Below are 17,804 nucleotides of genomic sequence, written 5' to 3'. Positions count from 1 at the left end.
AATTAAATTAGGGACACATTAAATTTGAGAGCATCATGCCATTTATGTACAATGCTTTCAGGCTTATTTGTCGTTATTTTCAGGCGCCACGACGGGCCGTCCGGGCTTGGCCTTGCTCACGCGGCGCGACGACTTCTTTTGCAGCTCTGCCACAAAATCGGCGTCGCCCAGCGCCCAGCCGCGCAGCGTCGCCTCGGTCAGCGCGGCCTGCTCGGCGCTGCTTATGCCGGCCTGCACCAGCGCGGCATAGGCGGCCTCGCGCGCGAACGGCGTATTGCCCAGAGCCCAGTACAGCGCATGGGGCGTGACCAGCCTGTCGCTGCGCTGGCCCAGGTAATGGGCATGGCTGGACCAGGGCCAGTCCAGCACCTGCGCCACCATGCCGGCGCGCACCGGGTTGAGGTCGATGTAGGCCATGCAGGCGAGCAGGTAACGATCGGTCTCGATCAGCGTGGAGCGGTAGCGCCCCTCCCACAGCGTGCCGCTGCGGCCGTGGCGATCATTGAAATAGCGCACATAGCTGCGGCCCACGGCCTGCATCATCAGCGGCAGCGCCTCGGCCGTGGTGGGTGTGGCCAACAGGTGGAAATGGTTGTCCATGAGCACATAGGCATGGACGGCGACGCCGAACTTCTGCGCGTTCTCGGCCAGCAGCGCCAGCATGGCCTCGAAGTCCTGCCGGTCGACAAAGATGGCCTGGCGGTTATTGCCGCGCTGGATGATGTGGTGCGGATAGCCCGCAAGAGTGAGGCGGGGCAGACGGGCCATGGGAGCTCCTGGCAGGACAGGAGCTCGATTTTAATTGGAATCCGACCCCAATTAATTCAACGGTCCGAACCGCCCTCCCAGCGCCTGGGCAAGACCAAACTCCTCCAGGATGGCCACCAGCCGCTCCTGCGCGCTGCGCTTCTTCTGCCCCGTCCAGCGCGCCAGGATCAGTTCATTCTTCAGGCTGTGCTCCCAGCCCACCAGCTCGGTCACGGTGACCTGGTAGCCCGAGGCCTCCAGGCGCAGGCAGCGCAGCACGTTGGTGATCTGGCTGCCCAGTTCGCGCGTGTGGATCGGGTGGCGCCAGAGTTCGGCCAGCGGCGTACGCGCCAGGCTCAGTGCCTTGGTCTGGCGCAGGCAGGCCGCCACCTCGGCCTGGCAGCAGGGCACGAGCACCATGAAGCGCGCGTGTTTCTGCAGGCCGAAGGCAATGGCGTCGTCGGTGGCGGTGTCGCAGGCGTGCAGCGCGGTGACGATGTCGAAGCGCTCGGGCAATTGCGCCGCCCCCGCCGCGTCGGCCACGGACATGTCGAGGAAGCGCATGCGCTCGAAGCCCAGGCGCTGCGCCAGGTCACGCGAGCGCTGCACCAGTTCGCCGCGCCACTCGATGCCGTAGATCTCGCCACGCCCGAGCTGCTTGAAAAACAGGTCGTAGAGGATGAAGCCCAGGTAGGACTTGCCGGCGCCGTGGTCGGCCAGCAGCGGTGCATGGCCGTCCTGCGACAGCTCGGCGAGCAGCGGCTCGATGAACTGGTACAGGTGGTAGACCTGCTTGAGCTTGCGCCGCGAGTCCTGGTTCAGCCGCCCCTCGCGCGTGAGGATGTGCAGTTCCTTGAGCAGTTCTATCGACTGGCCGGGACGCAGTTCGGCCAATACCGCCGCCTGGGCCGCCTGGGCGGCATCGGCCTTGGACTGGGCGCGGCTCACGCCTGGCCCTTGTCGTCGCCCTTGGCGCCATGCCCCACGGGGCAGCGCGGCCCCACGTCCAGGTCGGCCCAGCCCTGGGCTCCCAGGCGCTCCAGCACCTCGATGTTGCGCTCGAAGATTTCCTCGGCCTCGGGGAAGGCCTCGACCGCGCGGTCTATGCTCTCCTCGCGCAGCAGGTGCAGCGCGGGGTATGGCGCACGGTTGGTGGCATTGCTCACGTCATCAGCCAGCGTGCCCTCGAACTGAAAGCGCGGGTGGAACGCCGCCACCTGCAGGATGCCAGCCAGGTCCATGGCCTCGACGAGCTCGTCGGCCAGCTCCAGGAAGTCGTTGAAGTCCAGGAAGTCCGGCATGGCCAGCGGCGCCATCAGCAGCGTGGTGTCGCGCTTCTCGGGCGAAGCCTCGGCCAGCGCCTCCAGCTCGCGCTGCAAATCCTGTAGCAACGCGCGCGCGTCGGTGGCGTGGCTCACGGCATAGTGGATCTGGTCCTTGGTGTGCACGCTCTTGGCAAACGGGCACAGGTTCAGGCCGATGACGGCGCGCTCGAGCCAGCGCACCATGTCCTGCACCACCACCGCATCGTCGCAGGCAGAGGGGTTTGGCTGATCGTGGGTGGGGGCGGTGGTCATGCTGCGGCTCGTTTCATCGAAGGGGCAGGCATTATCAGCCCAGCAGGCGCTGGCCCGTAAGGCGCTCGTGCTCGCGCGCGGCGTACCGGTCGGTCATGCCGGCAATGAAGTCGGCCACGGTGCGCGCATGTTGCTGCGCGTCTCCTTCCAGGGCCTGGCCAGCCTGTGCGGACGGCATCTCGCGCGGGTCGGCCTGGTAGATGGCAAACAGCTCGCGCACCACCTGGCGCGCACGGTCCGTGGTCTGCATCACCTGGGGGTGGCGATACAGCGCCCGGAACAGAAAGCGCTTGAGCTCCCGCGACTGCGCGCACATGTCCGGCGAGAAGCCCACCAGCGCGGGCAGCCGCCGCACGGCATCGACATCGGCTGGGGCATGCGCGGCCAGGGCGGTACGCGTGGCGGCGATCACGTCGTAGACCTGGTCGCTGAGCATGCGGCGTATGGCCTCGGCCAGCAGCCGGCGCCGGCACGCGGGCTGCATCAAATGGGGATATTCGGCTTCGGCCTGGGCGCGGTAGCGGTCGAACAACGGCACGTCGCGCAGCTGCGCCAGGGTGATGAGGCCGGAGCGCACGCCGTCGTCGATGTCGTGCGCGTTGTAGGCGATCTCGTCGGCCAGGTTGCACAGCTGCGCCTCCAGGCTGGGCTGATGCCCCAGCAGAAAGCGTTGCCCCACCCCGCCGGGCTCGCGCGTCTGCAACCACTCGGCGTTGCGCCGCGAACAGTGTTTGAGGATGCCCTCGCGCGTCTCGAATGTCAGGTTAATACCGTCGTACTGCGGGTAGCGCTCCTCCAGCCGGTCCACCACGCGCAGGCTTTGCAGGTTGTGCTCGAAGCCGCCGAAGTCGGCCATGCAGTCGTTCAGTGCATCCTGCCCCGCATGGCCGAAAGGCGTGTGCCCCAGGTCATGAGCCAGGCACACGGCCTCGACCAGGTCCTCGTTCAGGCGCAGCGAGCGCGCGATGGAGCGGCCCAGCTGCGCCACCTCCAGCGAATGCGTGAGCCGCGTGCGAAACAGGTCACCCTCGTGGTTCAGGAACACCTGGGTCTTGTAGACCAGGCGCCGGAAGGCCGTGGAATGCACGATGCGGTCGCGATCGCGCTGGTACTCGGTGCGCGTGGGCGCGGGCGGCTCGGAGCAGCGGCGGCCACGGCTATGCGCCGGATCACAGGCGTAGGGGGCCAGCACAGTATCAAGCATCAAATTGGCCTTCAAGGCTTTTCCAGCAAGCGAAAGCAGCTAGCGTAAATATAGCTTCACGCGACTGCGCAGCACTGATCTATGACCCCGCGCACCAGCGCATCGGGCGCCGCACGCATGACGGCCTGGCCCGGGCCGTCGATCAGCACGAAGCGGATCTCGCCAGCCTCGGCCTTCTTGTCCACGCGCATCAGCTCCAGGTAGCGGCCCGCGTTGTCCTGCGCATCGAGCACCGGCGCGCGCGTGGGCAGGCCGGCGCGCGCGATCAGGCGCGTTAGGCGCTCCACAAACGCCGCATCCACCAGGCCCAGGCGGCGCGAGAGCTCGGCCGCCATCACCATGCCCGCCGCCACGCCCTCGCCATGCAGCCACACACCGTAACCCATGCCGGCCTCGATGGCGTGGCCGAAGGTGTGGCCGAAATTCAGGATGGCACGCAGGCCGGCCTCGCGCTCGTCGGCACCCACCACCGCCGCCTTGATCTCGCAACTGCGCTTGACGGCATGGGCCAGCGCGGCCCGGTCGCGCGCCAGCAGCGCGTCCATGTGCTGCTCCAGCCAGGCGAACAACTCCATGTCGGCAATGGGCCCGTACTTGATGACCTCGGCCAGCCCGGCGGCCAGCTCGCGCGCGGGTAGCGTGTCCAGCGTCGCCAGGTCGCACACCACCAGCCGCGGCTGGTAGAAGGCGCCGATCATGTTCTTGCCCAGCGGGTGGTTGATGGCCGTCTTGCCGCCCACGCTGGAGTCCACCTGCGCCAGCAGCGTGGTCGGCACCTGCACAAAGGGCACGCCGCGCATGTAGCAGGCGGCGGCAAAGCCGGTCATGTCGCCGATCACGCCGCCGCCCAGGGCGTAGAGCACGGTCTTGCGGTCGCAGCCATGGGTGAGCAGGGCGTCGAAGATCAGGTTCAGGGTTTGCCAGGTTTTGTGCTCTTCGCCGTCGGGGAGGACCACGGTGTGGACGGCGGGGTAACGCTCCTGCAGCGTGGCAACCAGTGCTGCGCCGTAAAGCGGTTGGATAGTGTCGTTAGTAACAACCAAGGCAGCCGTGCCCGTTGGCAGGGCCGCCTGCCTAGCCATGCCGTGCAGCAAATCCGCACCGATGTCGATAGCGTAACTACGCTCTTGCAGCTCAATGGGCACGCAAGCCGTAGTCTGATAGGACGATTGCATCATCAAAGCCTTACAGAAAACAAAATCCCCGGACAGGCCGGGGATTGAGGATAAGCGAATTTATTGCTATTGGATGGTCACATTGATAGTTACAGGTGCGGCATTGAGCTGTCGCTGGTCATAGACCCGCACAGCTGTATTGCCCGCCTGGGTTCCACTTGTGACTGAAAGCACGTTCCCGTTCATGGTTGCGGTTGCCAGGCTCGAATTATCCGCCGTCACGGTGTATTCGCCGGAACCACCCCTAATCAGAATCTGCGCCGTGGACGCAGGCACCGGTGGAATAGCTCCCGGATTGGCGCGGTTGAGTGTCACCGCAGTCGTCGAGGCAGTCACGGGAGGGGCTTGCATAGCGCATCCACCGTTATCCACGATCGTAACCACGGCCGTAGCCACTGCACCCAAGGAGTCCACTGCCGTCAAAGTGACATCTGTATTGCCATTCACGCAACGCGAGCCAGCGGAACCTGTCACCAAGGTTACGGATGACGGATTGGTGGGGCAACCGCCAACTTGAGGCTGCAACTGAGTGCGGTCGGTAAAGAAGCACACCGGACCAGACGCAGCCCCATAGATGTTCAGACGAATATCCTGGTTGTCATCTTCGGTAATCGAAAGGGCGCCTGGCATGATATTGAACACCCCGGTGCCATTGGTCACCTCAACAGTTACCTTGACGGTCTGTCCCGTGGCATCGGCAACTCCAACCTCAAGCTTGGATGCCAACAGGCCTTTGATATGCATTTCGTCACCCGAGATGGTGAGCTGGATGGCCGATGGGATGCCGCCCGCCACTTGATAGGGCGGTTGACCACCAGAGATTTTCACCACCGCATCAATGCCAGGGAAAATTTTCAGCTCTGTAGGCGACACGCGCAACTCAGGTGCCCCCACCGTCACTGCCACACCCAGCTTGGTGTTGGCCGCATCGGTCACCGTCACCACACCTGCGCCAATGGCCATGCCCGTCACGCTGAACTGATTCCCACCGATCTTGGCGGCTGTGAACGCATTGGCGTTGGAGCCCTCAACCATATAAGGCGGAACACCGCCGCGGATCGTGAAGGTACGCATCGATGCCGGTCCCACCCCAATGGTGAGCGCCTCCGGTGCCGTGCTGGTCAGCGGAATGCTAGAGCCTACGTTTACCGCTACTCCCACCATAGCTCCTGCGTTGTCCATCACGTTGACTACAGAGTTACCGGTATTTACGGCACCAATCAGCAACCTCGTCCCATTGACAGCCCCCACGGCGATCGCCGTGTCGCTATTACCAACCCGGTACGGTGGTACGCCACCCGATATTTCATACTGGCCACTGGAGCCTGGCAGCAAGGTTACCGGCGAGGGCGCCGTGGTTAGCAATGTCTTACCGGGCTGACCACCAGGGGAACCACCGCCACCACCACATGCAGCCAAAGCGCCCAAAAAAACCGCGAAGACGAATATTGCTTTCAAAATTTTCATGACGTTCTTACTTTCCATAATCACCGCACAGGCCCGCGATCCGTAATGACCTTGGGCGTAATAAACACCAGCATCTCCCGCTTCATGGATTCCTTGGTGCGGCTCTTGAACAGGTTGCCCACCACCGGCACATCACCCAGCACGGGTATCTTGTTTTCCTGATTGGTTTCTTCCATCTCGAAGATGCCACCAATCACCACGGTGCCGCCGTTTTCCACCAGCACCTGGGTCTTGATGTGCTTGGTGTCTATGGCGACGCCCTGGGTAGTGCTCTCGCCGCGGCTGTCCTTGTTGACGTCCAGGTCGAGGATGATGTTGCCCTCGGGCGTGATTTGCGGAACGACCTCCAGCTTGAGCACCGCCTTCTTGAAGGCGATGGTGGTGGCGCCGTTGGGGGCGGTGACCGTGTAGGGGTACTCGGTACCCTGCTCGATCAGGGCCTTGGTCTGGTCGGCGGTGATCAGGCGCGGGCTCGATACCACCTTGCCCTGGCCGTCGGCCTCCATGGCGGACAACTCCAGGGTCAGGAAGCGGTTGGCGGCCGAGTTGAAGATGGACAGGGCAAACGAGCCCACCGCCTGGCCGCTGGACAGCGACGCCGGCAGGTTGACGAAATTGCCCCCCACGTTCACAGGACCACCAAACCCGCTGGAATTGGTGGCGTTGGAGTAATTGGTACCCCAGGCCACGCGGTTGTCCCCGCCTATGCCGTAGCCGCCGTCGCCGCCGCGGTTGGCGCGCAGGTCGCCGCCGCCCAGGCGCACGCCCAGGGAGCGGCCAAAGGTGTCGCGCGCCTCGACGATGCGGGCCTCGATCATGACCTGGCGCACCGGCACGTCCAGCGTCTGCAGCAGCTGGCGCACCTCCTCCAGCTTGGCGGGCGTGTCGGTCACGAACAGCTGGTTGGTGCGCGGCTCGGCGATGGCATTGCCGCGCTGCGACAGAAAGCGCGTGTTCTGGCTGGAGCTGCCGCCGCCGCTGCCCGAAGAGGTGTTGGTGGTCAGCTGCACCACCATATCAGCCGCCTTGGCATAGTTCAGCTGGTAGGCCTGCGTGCGCAGGGGCTCCAGCTTGGCAATGGCCTGGGCGGCTTCGTAGTCCTTGCGTGTGCGCTCGTCGATCTCGTCCTTGGGCGCAATCCACAGCACGGTGCCGGACTTGCGCATGCCAAGACCCTTGGCGTCCATGATGATCTGCAGGGCCTGGTCCCAAGGCACGTCCTTCAGGCGCAGGGTCAGCGCGCCCGTGACGGTGTCGGAGGTGACGATGTTGAAATTGGTGAAGTCGGCGATCACCTGCAGCAGCGAGCGCACTTCGATGTTCTGGAAGTTCAGCGACAACTTTTCGCCGGTGTAGTTGGGGCCCTGGGTCAGCTTGGACAGGTCGACCTTCTTGGGGCGCACCTCGACGACAAACTGGTTATCGCTTTGGTAGGCGCTGTGCTCCCAGTCGCCCACGGGATCTATGGTCAGGCGCACGCGCTCACCCTGCTGGGCGGCGGTGATGATCTGCACCGGGGTGCCGAAGTCCGACACATCAAGCCGCCGGCGCAGCCCCTCGGGCAGCGACGAGCGCAGGAAATCGATCACCAGGCCCTTGCCTTGAAGCCTGAGGTCCACGCCCACCTGGTTGTTGGCCAGGCCCACGACGATGCGGCCGGCGCCGTCGGTGCCACGGCGGAAGTCCAGGTCCTTGAGCGGCAGCATGTCGGCATTCTGACTTTCGGCAAACACGGCCGATGATCCACTGGCGACACGCGCGCCGCCGGTGACGGCATCGAGCAGCACCAGCACCGTCTTGCCATGCAGCTCAGTGCGGTACGTCGTGGGCTGCTTAAGGTTCAAGACGATGCGCGAGCGTTCGCCGGCCTCGACGAGGTTGGCTGACTTGACGTTGCCCTGGTTGATTTCCACCAAGGAGCGGCCCGAGGCATTGGTAGTACCGGGAAAGTCCAAGGCAATACGCGCCGGGGTCTGAATGGAAAATCCCGTGGGCAGCTCGGTCTGAGGTTCCGAAAATTCGATGCGCAGCACCTCGGCGCCGCCTTGCAGGAAACCCGAGATCGATTCAATGGAACCCCGCGCATGCGATGCCGTGGCGCCCAGGACTGCCACGATGGCTGCGCCGGCCAGCCAAAGATGCCGGGGCAAACGAGATTGCTGCTGAATCATTTCCTCACCTCATTTCCCTCTTGCAGGTCCAGTGTTGTCATGCGCTCCACCCAATCCCCCGTGGAGTCCTGGACTATCTCGCGCAAACGGATATTCGTTTCCGATATTCCGATAATTTTTCCGTAGTTCTGGCCGAGATAATTACCTGTGCGCACTTGGTATAGCAGCTTGTCCACGCTGACCAATGCGGTCGGAACCCCGGTTTTATTCAGGCTGCCGACCATCTTCACGGTATCGAGCGGATAAGCCTCCAGCGGCTCTTTGCGCCTGCTCATCTCGGGCGCAATCAGGGAGGCATTGGCCACATTTTCCGATGACTCCCGACGCAAGACCTGCGTCAGTTTCAACGGATTGAATGGCTCCATCTTGCCGTCCCCGTTGTAATCCTGCGGAAGAAATTGCTTGGGCTCGGAGAGCGGCGTGACGCGTGGCTTGGTGGTGGCACGCAGATCGGCCATCCACTGGCGCAGTTCGTCTTCGTCATTGCCGCTACAACCAGCCAGCATCAACACGCCCATCACCGCGATGAACGGCCTGCAGCAAAAGCGCATCATTTCTTGGCTCCTTTCGCTGCGGCCTTCTGGGCCTGTATCTCCTCGGGATCGAGGTAGCGGAAGGTTCTGGCCGTGGCCTCCATGGTCAGGTTGCCATGCACATCCTTGCTGGCAGGAGCCAGCGAAAGATTGTTCAGGGTCACAATGCGCGAGAGATTGGCCACATCGGATGCGAATGCACCCACGTCGTGGTATTTGCCCACCACGCGGATCGCAATGGGCAGTTCGGCGTAGTAATCCTTGACCACCACCTGGCCCGGGCGGAACAGTTCGAATTGCAGGCTGCGCCCCAGGCCGGCCTGGTTGATATCGGACAGCAGGGCCGACATTTCCGCCTTGCTGGGCAATTGCTTTTCGAGCTGGATCACGTATTGCTGAATCTGCTCACGCTGCTGCTTCAAGGCATCCAGGCTGACTGCCTTCACGAGTTTTTTCTGATAGTCGGCACGCAAGGTCTGTTCGGTATTGCGCTCTGCGGTCAGCTCCTCTTCAAATTCAGAGAGCTTGAAGAACCACAGAAACGTGGCCACACCGACGGCGATCAGCACGCACAGCAAGGTGCGCGGCAATACCGGCCATTGCGACGGATCCTTGGGATCCAGGTTCTGGAACTGATGCTGCAAATCCCCTTGCAGCCTGGCGAAGTCAACCTTCGGCGCTTTCTTCTTGGCCATGTCTATTTCCCTGCCGCCGCTTCACTTGCAGCGCCCATCGCCTTTTGCGCCTCGGAGCTGCGCACCAGGCGGAAACGCAGATTGAACGACGCCACGCGGCGCTGGTCCTTGGGGGACAAGGACACATTGGCGGCAATGATTTCCACCAACTCGGGCTTGGCAAGCCAGGGCGTGTTGTTGCTCAGGTTGCGCAGCATCTCGGAAACCCGCTCATTGGACTGCGCCATACCCTGCATGGTGACGATTTGGTCGGCCTGCTTGAGGCTGGTCACGTACACGCCGTCAGGTAGTTGCTTGACCATTTCGTTGAGCAGGTGAACCGGCAGGTTGCGATCGGACTGCAGGTCTTCCACGGCCCTCTGACGTGCCTGAAGCGCGGTGATTTCCTCTTCGAGGTTGGCGATTTCCTTGATCTGGCGCTCCAGCACCTGAATCTCGCCGCGCAGAAAACTGTTCCTGTCCTGCTGATCGGTGATCATCATCTGGAACCACCAGTAAATCACCGCGGCAATGACCAGGCCAGCCAAAGCCGAGGCCATCATGATGGCCTGAAACGTCTCGCGCCGGCGTTTGCGTGCAACTTCCCGGTGCGGGAGCAGGTTGATCAGAATCACTGCACGAACCTCCGCATCGCCAGTCCGCAGGACGTCAGATAGGACGGCGCCTCGCGCGCCATTTTCCTGAGACGTACCGCGCCACCTACGTCCATGCCCTCAAACGGGTTGATGATGCTGCAGGCAAAGCCGGTGCTCTCGGTCACTGCCTGGGTCAGGCCATGCAGCGGAGCGGAGCCGCCGGCCAGCATGATGTGATCCACCCGGTGATAGGGCGTGCTGGTGAAGAAAAACTGCAGGGCGCGCCCGACCTCCTGGGCCAGGCTGTCCACGAAGGGGCTCAGCACGGCAGATTGATAGTCTTCCGGCAGATCACCGTTGCGCTTCTTGCTCTCGGCCTCCTCCTGGGAAAAGCCGTACTGGCGCACGATGAGCTGCGTCAGCTGCGCGCCGCCGAAGGCCTGGTCGCGCTCATACAGCACGTCGTCGTTGCGGATGACCTGCATGCTGGTGGTGAGCGCACCCACCTCGAACAGGGCCACCACCGCATCCGTGCCGCGGTTCGGCAGGGCCTCGATGAGGCGACCGACGGCCAGGCGCGCGGCATGGGACTCGATGTCCACAATCACGGGCTTGAGGCCGGCGGCTTCCGCCAGGCCCTGGCGATCCTGGACCTTTTCCTTGCGCGATGCGGCAATCAGCACATCCACATCGCCAGGCGCATTCTTGCTCGGGCCGACGACGCAGAAATCCAGGCTCACCTCATCGAGTGAAAACGGGATGTACTGGTTGGCCTCGGATTCGACCTGCACCTCCAACTCCTGCTCGGTCATGCCGCCAGGCAGGCTGATGCGCTTGGTGATCACCGCGGACGGAGGCAAGGCCAGCGCCACGTTCTTCGTCTTGGTGCCGCTTTTTTTCACCAGCCGGCGCAAGGCGTCGGCAACCTCGTCGAATTTTTCGATGTTGCCATCGGTGATCCACCCTCGTTCCAGTTGCTCGATGGCACAGCACTCGAGAACCAGGGCACCTCCCTTATCACGCCCAAGCTCCACCAGCTTGACGCTGGAAGAGCTGATGTCGACCCCTAACAATGGAGCCGGCTGACGACTGAACAACGACCCCATTGAGATCACGGCTCCCCCCGTAACTTACCGATATGACGCAACAAAACCTAACACTTCACATGAATCCTATCAGTATGCTCCTACACCAGCAAAGAGTTTTACGCCACTGATACATCTGTTGCGTTGTCAAAAGCCGACGATTTTTCTGTTATTGATAAGGGAATTTTCGAGTCGCTTTCAGGTCTGCCTACCAACACCATCTGACACATCCCATCAGGGATGGGCAAGCCTCGAATTTTTATAATGTGAGGTTGCTTGCCGATTGAGCCCTATGCCGCATTCACGAGAAAAAGCCCCCTCCCCCAAACCCCCCGCCCATTCGCCACGCTGGCTACGCTGGCTGCTGCGCGCTGTGGTCTGGCTCGCAGGCCTGGGCGCAGCGGGTGCGCTGGCGGCCATGCTGGTGGTGGGCGTAGGCCTGGCCATGGCCTACCCCAATCTGCCCGACGTTTCCGATCTGGCCGACTACCGCCCCAAGCTGCCGCTGCGCGTGTACTCCACCGAGGGCGCATTGCTCGGCGAATTTGGCGAAGAGCGCCGCAACCTCACCCCCATCGCGGACATTCCGGCCGTGATGACCCAGGCCGTGCTGGCCATTGAGGACGCGCGCTTTTTCGAGCATGGCGGCGTGGACTACAAGGGCGTGCTGCGCGCGGCCCTGGCCAACCTGGGCCGGGCGAAAAGCCAGGGCGCCTCCACCATCACCATGCAGGTGGCGCGCAATGTTTATCTCTCATCAGAAAAAACATTGACGCGAAAAATATATGAAATATTGTTAACTTTTAAGCTTGAGCATTTGCTGACAAAGAATCAGATTCTCGAGATCTATATGAACCAGATTTATCTGGGGAATCGCGCCTACGGTTTTGCAGCCGCCTCCGAGGCCTATTTTGGCAAGCCGCTGAAGTCCATCTCCATCGCCGAGGCCGCCATGCTGGCCGGCCTGCCCAAGGCCCCCTCGGCCTACAACCCGATCAGCAACCCCAAGCGCGCCCGCGTGCGCCAGCTCTACATCATCGAGCGCATGCTGGACAACGGCTTCATCACCGCTGCACAGGCCGCCGCAGCCAAGCAGGAAGATCTCAGGCTGCGCTCGTCCACCGACAGCACCCGCGTGCATGCCGAATATGTCGCCGAGATGGCGCGCCAGCTGATTTTTGCCCAGTACGGCGCCGAGGCCTATACCCGCGGCCTGAACGTCTACACCACCCTGAATGCGGGCGAGCAGGAGGTGGCCTACGCCGCCCTGCGCAAGGGCATCATGGATTACGAGCGACGCCAGCATTACCGTGGCCCCGAGCGTTTCGTGAGCCTGCCCAGCAGCGCCGCCGAGGTCGAGGACGCGATTGATGACGCACTGGCCAACCACCCCGACAACGGCGATGTGCTGGCGGCCGTGGTGCTCGAGGCCAACGCCAAGAAGATCGTTGCCGCACGCGCCGATGGCGAGCAGATCGAGATCACCGGCGAGGGCCTCAAGCCCGCCCAGTCGGGGCTGAGCGACAAGGCCCCGCCGAACATCAAGCTGCGCCGCGGCGCCGTCATTCGCGTGCTACAGACGCCGAAAAAGACCTGGGAGATCACCCAACTGCCCGAGGTGGAGGGTGCCTTCGTGGCCATTGACCCGCGCTCGGGCGCCATACGCGCGCTGGTGGGCGGCTTCGACTTTGACAAGAACAAGTTCAACCATGTCACCCAGGCATGGCGCCAGCCGGGCTCGTCCTTCAAGCCCTTCATCTATTCCGCGGCTCTCGAAAAAGGCTTCACGCCGGCCACGGTCGTCAATGATGCGCCGATATTTTTCAGCGCCGGTGCGACGGGCGCACAGCCCTGGGAGCCCAAGAACTACGACGGCAAATACGACGGCCCGATGACCTTGCGCACGGGCCTGGCGAAGTCCAAGAACATGGTCTCCATCCGCGTGCTGCAGGCCGTGGGCCCCAAGACCGCACAGGAATGGGTGAGCCGCTTCGGCTTTGACGCCGACAAGCACCCGGCCTACCTGACGATGGCGCTGGGCGCGGGTTCGGTCACGCCGATGCAGATGGCGACGGGTTATTCGGCGTTTGCCAACGGCGGCTACCGCGTCAACCCCTACCTGATCACCCGCGTGACCGATCACAAGGGCCGCATCCTGTCCAACTTCCAGCCGCCGGCCACCGAGGACAACCCGCGCGCCATCGACGCGCGCAACGCCTTCATCATGAACAGCCTGCTGCAGGAGATCACGCGCTCGGGCACGGCCGCACGTGCGCAGGCCACGCTCAAGCGTCCCGATCTGTACGGCAAGACCGGCACCACCAACGATTCGGTGGATGCCTGGTTCGCCGGCTTTCAGCCCACGCTGACGGCCGTGACCTGGATTGGCTACGACCAGCCGCGCAACCTGGGCAGCCGCGAGACCGGTGGCGGCCTGGCATTGCCCATCTGGATCAGCTTCATGGACAAGGCGCTCAAGGGCGTGCCCGTGGCCGAGCCCACCGTGCCCCCCGGCGTGGTGAACGTGAGCGGCGAGTGGTTCTACGACGAGTACGCTCGCAGCGCCGGCATCCCCAGCCTGGGTATGGATGCGCCCGCTGCCACCGCGCCCGCCGTGGCGCCGGCGCAGGAGGAGCGCAGCCGCATCCTCGATTTGTTCCGCAACTGATTGGCGCTGCTACGGCTGCGGTGGCACCGCTACGGCGGCGCCCCGGGGCCGCCAGGTTATGCCGTGAACTGCAGCGCCTGGCCCGCCTGCCGGCTGGCATCGCGGCTCAGGGCCGCGAAGAATTCACCGTCGCCCTTGGTATCCATCCAGCGAGTGCCGTCAAAGCGGTAGTGATAGCCACCGGACTGCGCGGCCATCCAGACCTCGTGCAGCGGCTTTTGCAGGTTGATGACGATCTGGCTGCGGTTGGCGAAGACTATGGTGAGCATGCCGCCCGAGCGCTGGCTGTCCAGGTCCGCATCGGTATCGTCGTTGATACGGTCGCAGCCCTGCTCCACCGCCAGCAGCAGTTGCTCGGCACGGTCCATGAATTCAAGGTCGATCATTACAATTTGCATATGTTGAGAGCTCGCCAAATTCTAGTCAGGACGATTGCCCTTGCTCTGAGCGCGGCGGCCCTGGGCTGCGGCCAGCGTGGTCCGCTGTATCTGCCGACCGATCCGGCGGCGGTGCAGCGCGCCACCCTGCCCGAGACACTCAACCCGGCCGCCTCGCGCGCGCCGATGCCTGCCACACCATCCACCGCACCATCGTCCCATCCATGACCTCCCGCTCCCTGCCCGGCCATCCCCAGCTGCATTACCGCGACCAAGCCCTCTACCTCGAAGACCAGCGCCTGTCGGATCTGGCGCGCGCGCACGGCACGCCGCTGTATGTCTATTCGCAGGCCTCCATGCTGCAGGCGCTGGCGGCCTACCAGCGCGGCTTTGCCGGGCGCAAGGTGCAGATCTGCTACGCCATGAAGGCCAATTCGTCGCTGGCCGTGCTACAGCTGTTTGCGCGCCATGGCTGCGGCTTCGACATCGTCTCGGGCGGCGAGCTGGCGCGCGTGCTCGCCGCCGGCGGCGACCCATCCAAGGTCATTTTCTCGGGCGTGGGCAAGACACGCGCCGAGATGCGCCAGGCGCTGGAGGCCGGCATCGGCTGCTTCAACGTGGAGAGCGAGGCCGAGCTGGAGGTGCTGAGCGAGGTTGCCCAGGCCATGGGCCTGCGCGCGCCAGTGAGCATCCGCGTGAACCCGAACGTGGATGCCAAGACCCACCCCTATATCTCCACGGGCCTGAAGGGCAACAAGTTCGGCATCGCCCACGAGCGCACCGTGGACACCTACCGGCGCGCGGCACAACTGCCCGGCCTGCGCGTGGTGGGCATCGATTGTCACATCGGCTCGCAGATCACCGAGGAGACGCCCTATCTGGACGCCATGGACCGCCTGCTGGACCTGGTGCAGGCCATCGAGGCGGCGGGCATCAACATCCACCACATTGATTTCGGCGGCGGCCTGGGCATCGACTACAACGGCGATACGCCGCCCGCGGCCGATGCCCTGTGGGCCAAGCTGCTGGCCAAGCTGGATGCGCGCGGCTATGGCCAGCGCCAGCTGATGATTGAGCCGGGCCGCTCCCTGGTGGGCAATGCCGGCGTGTGCCTGACCGAGGTGCTGTACCTGAAGCCCGGCGAGCAGAAGAACTTCTGCGTCGTCGATGCCGCCATGAACGACCTGCCGCGCCCGGCGATGTACCAGGCCTACCACGGCATCGTGCCGCTGGATGCGGGCACTGCCCACGAGCCGCAGGTCTACGACGTGGTCGGCCCGATCTGCGAAAGCGGTGACTGGCTCGGGCGCGAGCGCAGCCTGGCCGTGGCCGCAGGCGAGCTGCTGGCCGTGCTGTCCACGGGGGCGTACTGCAGTTCCATGGGCAGCACCTACAACACCCGGCCGCGTCCGGCCGAGCTGCTAGTCGATGGCGCCAGCGTGCATGTGATCCGGGCTCGCGAAAGCGTGAGCGACATCTACCGCAGCGAGAAACTGCTCCCCTGACACCTGTTTCTGCCCGCCAGACAGCAAGCCAGCACCATGGAGGGGCCATTCGTATGGCGGCTGCTCATCTAGCGCCTCGGCTTACCCGACGCCGGTGGCCGCGCCTGCCGCTGGGGCGCCACGAGCTGGCGCCGCTGCCCGCGTAGTGCATGCATTCCGTGAGGGCAACCCCTTCTACGGCCTGGTGTGCGGCATCAGCATCAATCTGTTCGACAAGCGTGCCTAGCGGATACCGACGGCGGCTATGGAGCCACTGCCGCAACCGCCCAGAGAATTTGAACCAAATCAGGCCCAAACAGCCAATACACAAGCGTCAATAGCTATCACAATGATAGTGATCTAACCTTGAATCGACCCCGTAGGTACCTGAGCAGCCGCGCCAGCAGCAGCGCGGCGAGGATGGCGGCATACAGCGCCACCTCGGCGAAGTCGTTCTTGCCGGCGCGCATCCAGAAAAAATGCAGGATCGCCAGGCCTGCAATCAGGTACACGCTGCGGTGCAATTGCTGCCAGCGGCGCGCGCCCAGCCAGCGTATGGCGCGGTTGAACGAGGTGGCGGCCAGCAGCAGCAGCAGCACGAAGCCGCACATGCCGACGAGGATGAAGGGCCGCTTGACCACGTCGCGCGCAATCTCGCCCCAATCCAGCCCCATGTCAAACCCGGCGTAACACAGCAGGTGCAGCGCGGCATAGCCGAAGGTGTAGACGCCCAGCATGCGCCGAAAGCGCGCCAGCGCGGGCAGGCCCAGGGCCAGGCGCAGCGGGGTCACGGCCAGGGTCAGGCACAGCAGGCGCAGCGTCCAGTCGCCCAGGGAGCGGATCAGCGCCTCGGCCGGGTTTGCGCCCAGGCGGTCCAGCGCCGCCGCATACACCAGCCAGGCCAGCGGCAGCAGGCACAGCACATGCAGCAGCGGCTTGGCCGCCGGGTGCAACAGGACGCGCGCCATCAATAGTTCTTGCGCAAATCCATGCCGGCGTAGAGCTGCCCCACCTGGGCCTCGTAGCCGTTGAACAGCAGCGTCTTGCGCTTCTTGGCAAACAGGCCATCCTCGCCGATGCGCCGCTCGGTCGCCTGGCTCCAGCGCGGGTGGTCGACGTCCGGGTTGACGTTGGAATAGAAGCCGTACTCGTTGCGCGCGGCCTTGTTCCAGGCCGTGGCAGGCTCTTTCTCGGTGAAGCGGATCTTGACGATGCTCTTGGCGCTCTTGAAGCCGTACTTCCAGGGCACGACGATGCGCACCGGGGCGCCGTTCTGGTTCGGCAGCAACTCGCCATACATGCCGAAGGCCAGCAGCGTGAGCGGGTGCATGGCCTCGTCCAGGCGCAGGCCCTCGGTATACGGCCAGTCCAGGATGCGGCTGCCCACCCCGGGCATGACGGCCTTGTCGGCCAGGGTCACGAACTCCACATATTTGGCGCTGCCCTGCGGCTGCACGCGCCGGATGAGTTCGGCCAGCGAATAGCCCACCCAGGGGATGACCATGGACCAGCCCTCCACGCAGCGCAGGCGGTAGATGCGCTCCTCCTGGGGGCTCAGCTTCAGCAGCTCGTCGATGTCGAAGCGCCGCGGCTTGTGCACCAGGCCCTCCACCTCCACCGTCCAGGGGCGCGTCTTCAGGGTGTGGGCGTTGCGCGCGGGGTCGGCCTTGTCGGTGCCAAATTCGTAGAAGTTGTTGTAGCCGGTGGCATCCTTGTACTCGGTGGGCTTTTCCATGGTCACCGCCCCGGCCACGGCCGAGCGCATGCCCTCCAGAGCCCCAAGCCGGCCTGGGCGCTGTACGGTTTGCGCCAGCGCCGAACGCCCGGCCCAGGACGCCAGCGCCGCTCCGGCCGCACCCCCTGCCAGCAGGCGCAGCAGCGCGCGGCGCTGTTCATAGTCGGCGCGCGGCGTGACCTCGCTGGCGTGCGGATGGATATAACCGTTGTTGCGTGGAATCAGCATGAAAACCCTTGCGTTGACCGTGTCGGCCAGAGTCTGTACGAAACAGAGACTGATCGCAGGGCCCGGTGGTTCCCCACATGTTG

17 protein-coding genes are annotated in these 17,804 nt (G+C 63.9%); 3 read left to right on the top strand and 14 right to left on the bottom strand.

The annotated features are described in order from the left end of the window. Positions 1-63: 63 nt before the first annotated feature. From P7644_RS04240 to P7644_RS04190, 11 genes are all read right to left on the bottom strand, one after another. On the bottom strand, positions 64-768 hold the full coding sequence (locus P7644_RS04240) for a transposase (protein WP_404301795.1): 705 nt from the start codon (positions 766-768) through the stop codon (positions 64-66). Between the two features lie 51 nt (positions 769-819). Then, the gene (locus tag P7644_RS04235) at positions 820-1,695 is read right to left on the bottom strand and encodes a class I SAM-dependent methyltransferase (RefSeq protein WP_404301794.1); all 876 of its coding nucleotides are present in this window, start codon (positions 1,693-1,695) and stop codon (positions 820-822) included. After that, entirely contained in the window at positions 1,692-2,324 is a 633-nt protein-coding gene (locus P7644_RS04230; protein ID WP_404301792.1) for a DUF1415 domain-containing protein, read from the bottom strand. The genes P7644_RS04235 and P7644_RS04230 overlap by 4 nt, the downstream gene beginning before the upstream one ends. A 34-nt stretch (positions 2,325-2,358) precedes the next feature. After that, on the bottom strand, positions 2,359-3,528 hold the full coding sequence (locus tag P7644_RS04225; RefSeq protein ID WP_404301790.1) for a deoxyguanosinetriphosphate triphosphohydrolase: 1,170 nt from the start codon (positions 3,526-3,528) through the stop codon (positions 2,359-2,361). 56 nt (positions 3,529-3,584) lie between these two features. Further along, on the bottom strand, positions 3,585-4,703 hold the full coding sequence (gene aroB / locus P7644_RS04220; protein WP_404301789.1) for a 3-dehydroquinate synthase: 1,119 nt from the start codon (positions 4,701-4,703) through the stop codon (positions 3,585-3,587). Between the two features lie 66 nt (positions 4,704-4,769). Then, positions 4,770-6,188: a hypothetical protein gene (locus tag P7644_RS04215; protein WP_404301787.1), complete on the bottom strand. Its 1,419-nt coding sequence runs from the start codon at positions 6,186-6,188 to the stop codon at positions 4,770-4,772. Positions 6,189-6,190: 2 nt separating this feature from the next. Next, on the bottom strand, positions 6,191-8,341 hold the full coding sequence (pilQ, locus tag P7644_RS04210) for a type IV pilus secretin PilQ (protein WP_404301786.1): 2,151 nt from the start codon (positions 8,339-8,341) through the stop codon (positions 6,191-6,193). Beyond that, positions 8,338-8,895 (bottom strand): pilus assembly protein PilP, encoded by a 558-nt coding sequence (locus P7644_RS04205; RefSeq protein ID WP_404301785.1) that lies wholly within the window; start codon positions 8,893-8,895, stop codon positions 8,338-8,340. Before P7644_RS04205 ends, pilQ begins: the two co-directional genes overlap by 4 nt. Next, on the bottom strand, positions 8,892-9,569 hold the full coding sequence (locus P7644_RS04200; protein WP_404301783.1) for a type 4a pilus biogenesis protein PilO: 678 nt from the start codon (positions 9,567-9,569) through the stop codon (positions 8,892-8,894). Before P7644_RS04200 ends, P7644_RS04205 begins: the two co-directional genes overlap by 4 nt. A gap of 2 nt (positions 9,570-9,571) precedes the next feature. After that, positions 9,572-10,183, bottom strand: coding sequence for a PilN domain-containing protein (locus P7644_RS04195; RefSeq protein WP_404301781.1), 612 nt, complete (start codon positions 10,181-10,183; stop codon positions 9,572-9,574). Next, positions 10,180-11,259: a pilus assembly protein PilM gene (locus P7644_RS04190; RefSeq protein ID WP_404301779.1), complete on the bottom strand. Its 1,080-nt coding sequence runs from the start codon at positions 11,257-11,259 to the stop codon at positions 10,180-10,182. The genes P7644_RS04195 and P7644_RS04190 overlap by 4 nt, the downstream gene beginning before the upstream one ends. A 262-nt stretch (positions 11,260-11,521) precedes the next feature. Here P7644_RS04190 and P7644_RS04185 point away from each other — a divergent pair, with 262 nt between their 5' ends. Then, positions 11,522-13,897, top strand: coding sequence for a penicillin-binding protein 1A (locus tag P7644_RS04185; RefSeq protein WP_404301778.1), 2,376 nt, complete (start codon positions 11,522-11,524; stop codon positions 13,895-13,897). Between the two features lie 56 nt (positions 13,898-13,953). Here the strand turns inward: P7644_RS04185 and cyaY are convergent, their stop codons facing one another. Next, a complete protein-coding gene (gene cyaY, locus P7644_RS04180) occupies positions 13,954-14,283 on the bottom strand; it encodes an iron donor protein CyaY (protein WP_404301777.1) in 330 nt (109 codons plus the stop codon). A 12-nt stretch (positions 14,284-14,295) separates the two neighbouring features. Between cyaY and P7644_RS04175 the strand changes: the two genes are divergently transcribed. Together P7644_RS04175 and lysA are read left to right on the top strand one after the other, a co-directional pair. Further along, positions 14,296-14,502, top strand: coding sequence for a lipoprotein (locus P7644_RS04175; protein ID WP_404301775.1), 207 nt, complete (start codon positions 14,296-14,298; stop codon positions 14,500-14,502). Then, on the top strand, positions 14,499-15,779 hold the full coding sequence (gene lysA / locus P7644_RS04170; protein WP_404301774.1) for a diaminopimelate decarboxylase: 1,281 nt from the start codon (positions 14,499-14,501) through the stop codon (positions 15,777-15,779). Before P7644_RS04175 ends, lysA begins: the two co-directional genes overlap by 4 nt. Positions 15,780-16,102: 323 nt before the next feature. Here the strand turns inward: lysA and P7644_RS04165 are convergent, their stop codons facing one another. Continuing rightward, positions 16,103-16,726 (bottom strand): sulfite oxidase heme-binding subunit YedZ, encoded by a 624-nt coding sequence (locus P7644_RS04165; RefSeq protein WP_404301772.1) that lies wholly within the window; start codon positions 16,724-16,726, stop codon positions 16,103-16,105. After that, complete coding sequence (gene msrP, locus P7644_RS04160; RefSeq protein ID WP_404301771.1) at positions 16,726-17,721, bottom strand: protein-methionine-sulfoxide reductase catalytic subunit MsrP; 996 nt, start codon at positions 17,719-17,721, stop codon at positions 16,726-16,728. The genes P7644_RS04165 and msrP overlap by 1 nt, the downstream gene beginning before the upstream one ends. Positions 17,722-17,804 lie beyond the last annotated feature (83 nt).

Origin of the sequence: Alicycliphilus denitrificans, assembly GCF_044792555.1 — a bacterium.
GTDB classification, from domain to species: domain Bacteria; phylum Pseudomonadota; class Gammaproteobacteria; order Burkholderiales; family Burkholderiaceae_C; genus Alicycliphilus; species Alicycliphilus denitrificans_A.
The sequence above is the reverse complement of the archived record's forward strand: the minus strand, read 5'-3'. Positions and strand labels throughout refer to the sequence as shown.

Coding starts and splice junctions, on each gene's coding strand:
- P7644_RS04240 (WP_404301795.1), bottom strand. CDS start 768: ATGGCCCGTCTGCCCCGCCTCACTCTTGCGGGCTATCCGCACCACATC.
- P7644_RS04230 (WP_404301792.1), bottom strand. CDS start 2,324: ATGACCACCGCCCCCACCCACGATCAGCCAAACCCCTCTGCCTGCGAC.
- P7644_RS04225 (WP_404301790.1), bottom strand. CDS start 3,528: ATGCTTGATACTGTGCTGGCCCCCTACGCCTGTGATCCGGCGCATAGC.
- aroB (WP_404301789.1), bottom strand. CDS start 4,703: ATGCAATCGTCCTATCAGACTACGGCTTGCGTGCCCATTGAGCTGCAA.
- P7644_RS04215 (WP_404301787.1), bottom strand. CDS start 6,188: ATGGAAAGTAAGAACGTCATGAAAATTTTGAAAGCAATATTCGTCTTC.
- pilQ (WP_404301786.1), bottom strand. CDS start 8,341: ATGATTCAGCAGCAATCTCGTTTGCCCCGGCATCTTTGGCTGGCCGGC.
- P7644_RS04205 (WP_404301785.1), bottom strand. CDS start 8,895: ATGATGCGCTTTTGCTGCAGGCCGTTCATCGCGGTGATGGGCGTGTTG.
- P7644_RS04200 (WP_404301783.1), bottom strand. CDS start 9,569: ATGGCCAAGAAGAAAGCGCCGAAGGTTGACTTCGCCAGGCTGCAAGGG.
- P7644_RS04185 (WP_404301778.1), top strand. CDS start 11,522: ATGCCGCATTCACGAGAAAAAGCCCCCTCCCCCAAACCCCCCGCCCAT.
- cyaY (WP_404301777.1), bottom strand. CDS start 14,283: ATGATCGACCTTGAATTCATGGACCGTGCCGAGCAACTGCTGCTGGCG.
- P7644_RS04175 (WP_404301775.1), top strand. CDS start 14,296: ATGTTGAGAGCTCGCCAAATTCTAGTCAGGACGATTGCCCTTGCTCTG.
- lysA (WP_404301774.1), top strand. CDS start 14,499: ATGACCTCCCGCTCCCTGCCCGGCCATCCCCAGCTGCATTACCGCGAC.
- P7644_RS04165 (WP_404301772.1), bottom strand. CDS start 16,726: ATGGCGCGCGTCCTGTTGCACCCGGCGGCCAAGCCGCTGCTGCATGTG.
- msrP (WP_404301771.1), bottom strand. CDS start 17,721: ATGCTGATTCCACGCAACAACGGTTATATCCATCCGCACGCCAGCGAG.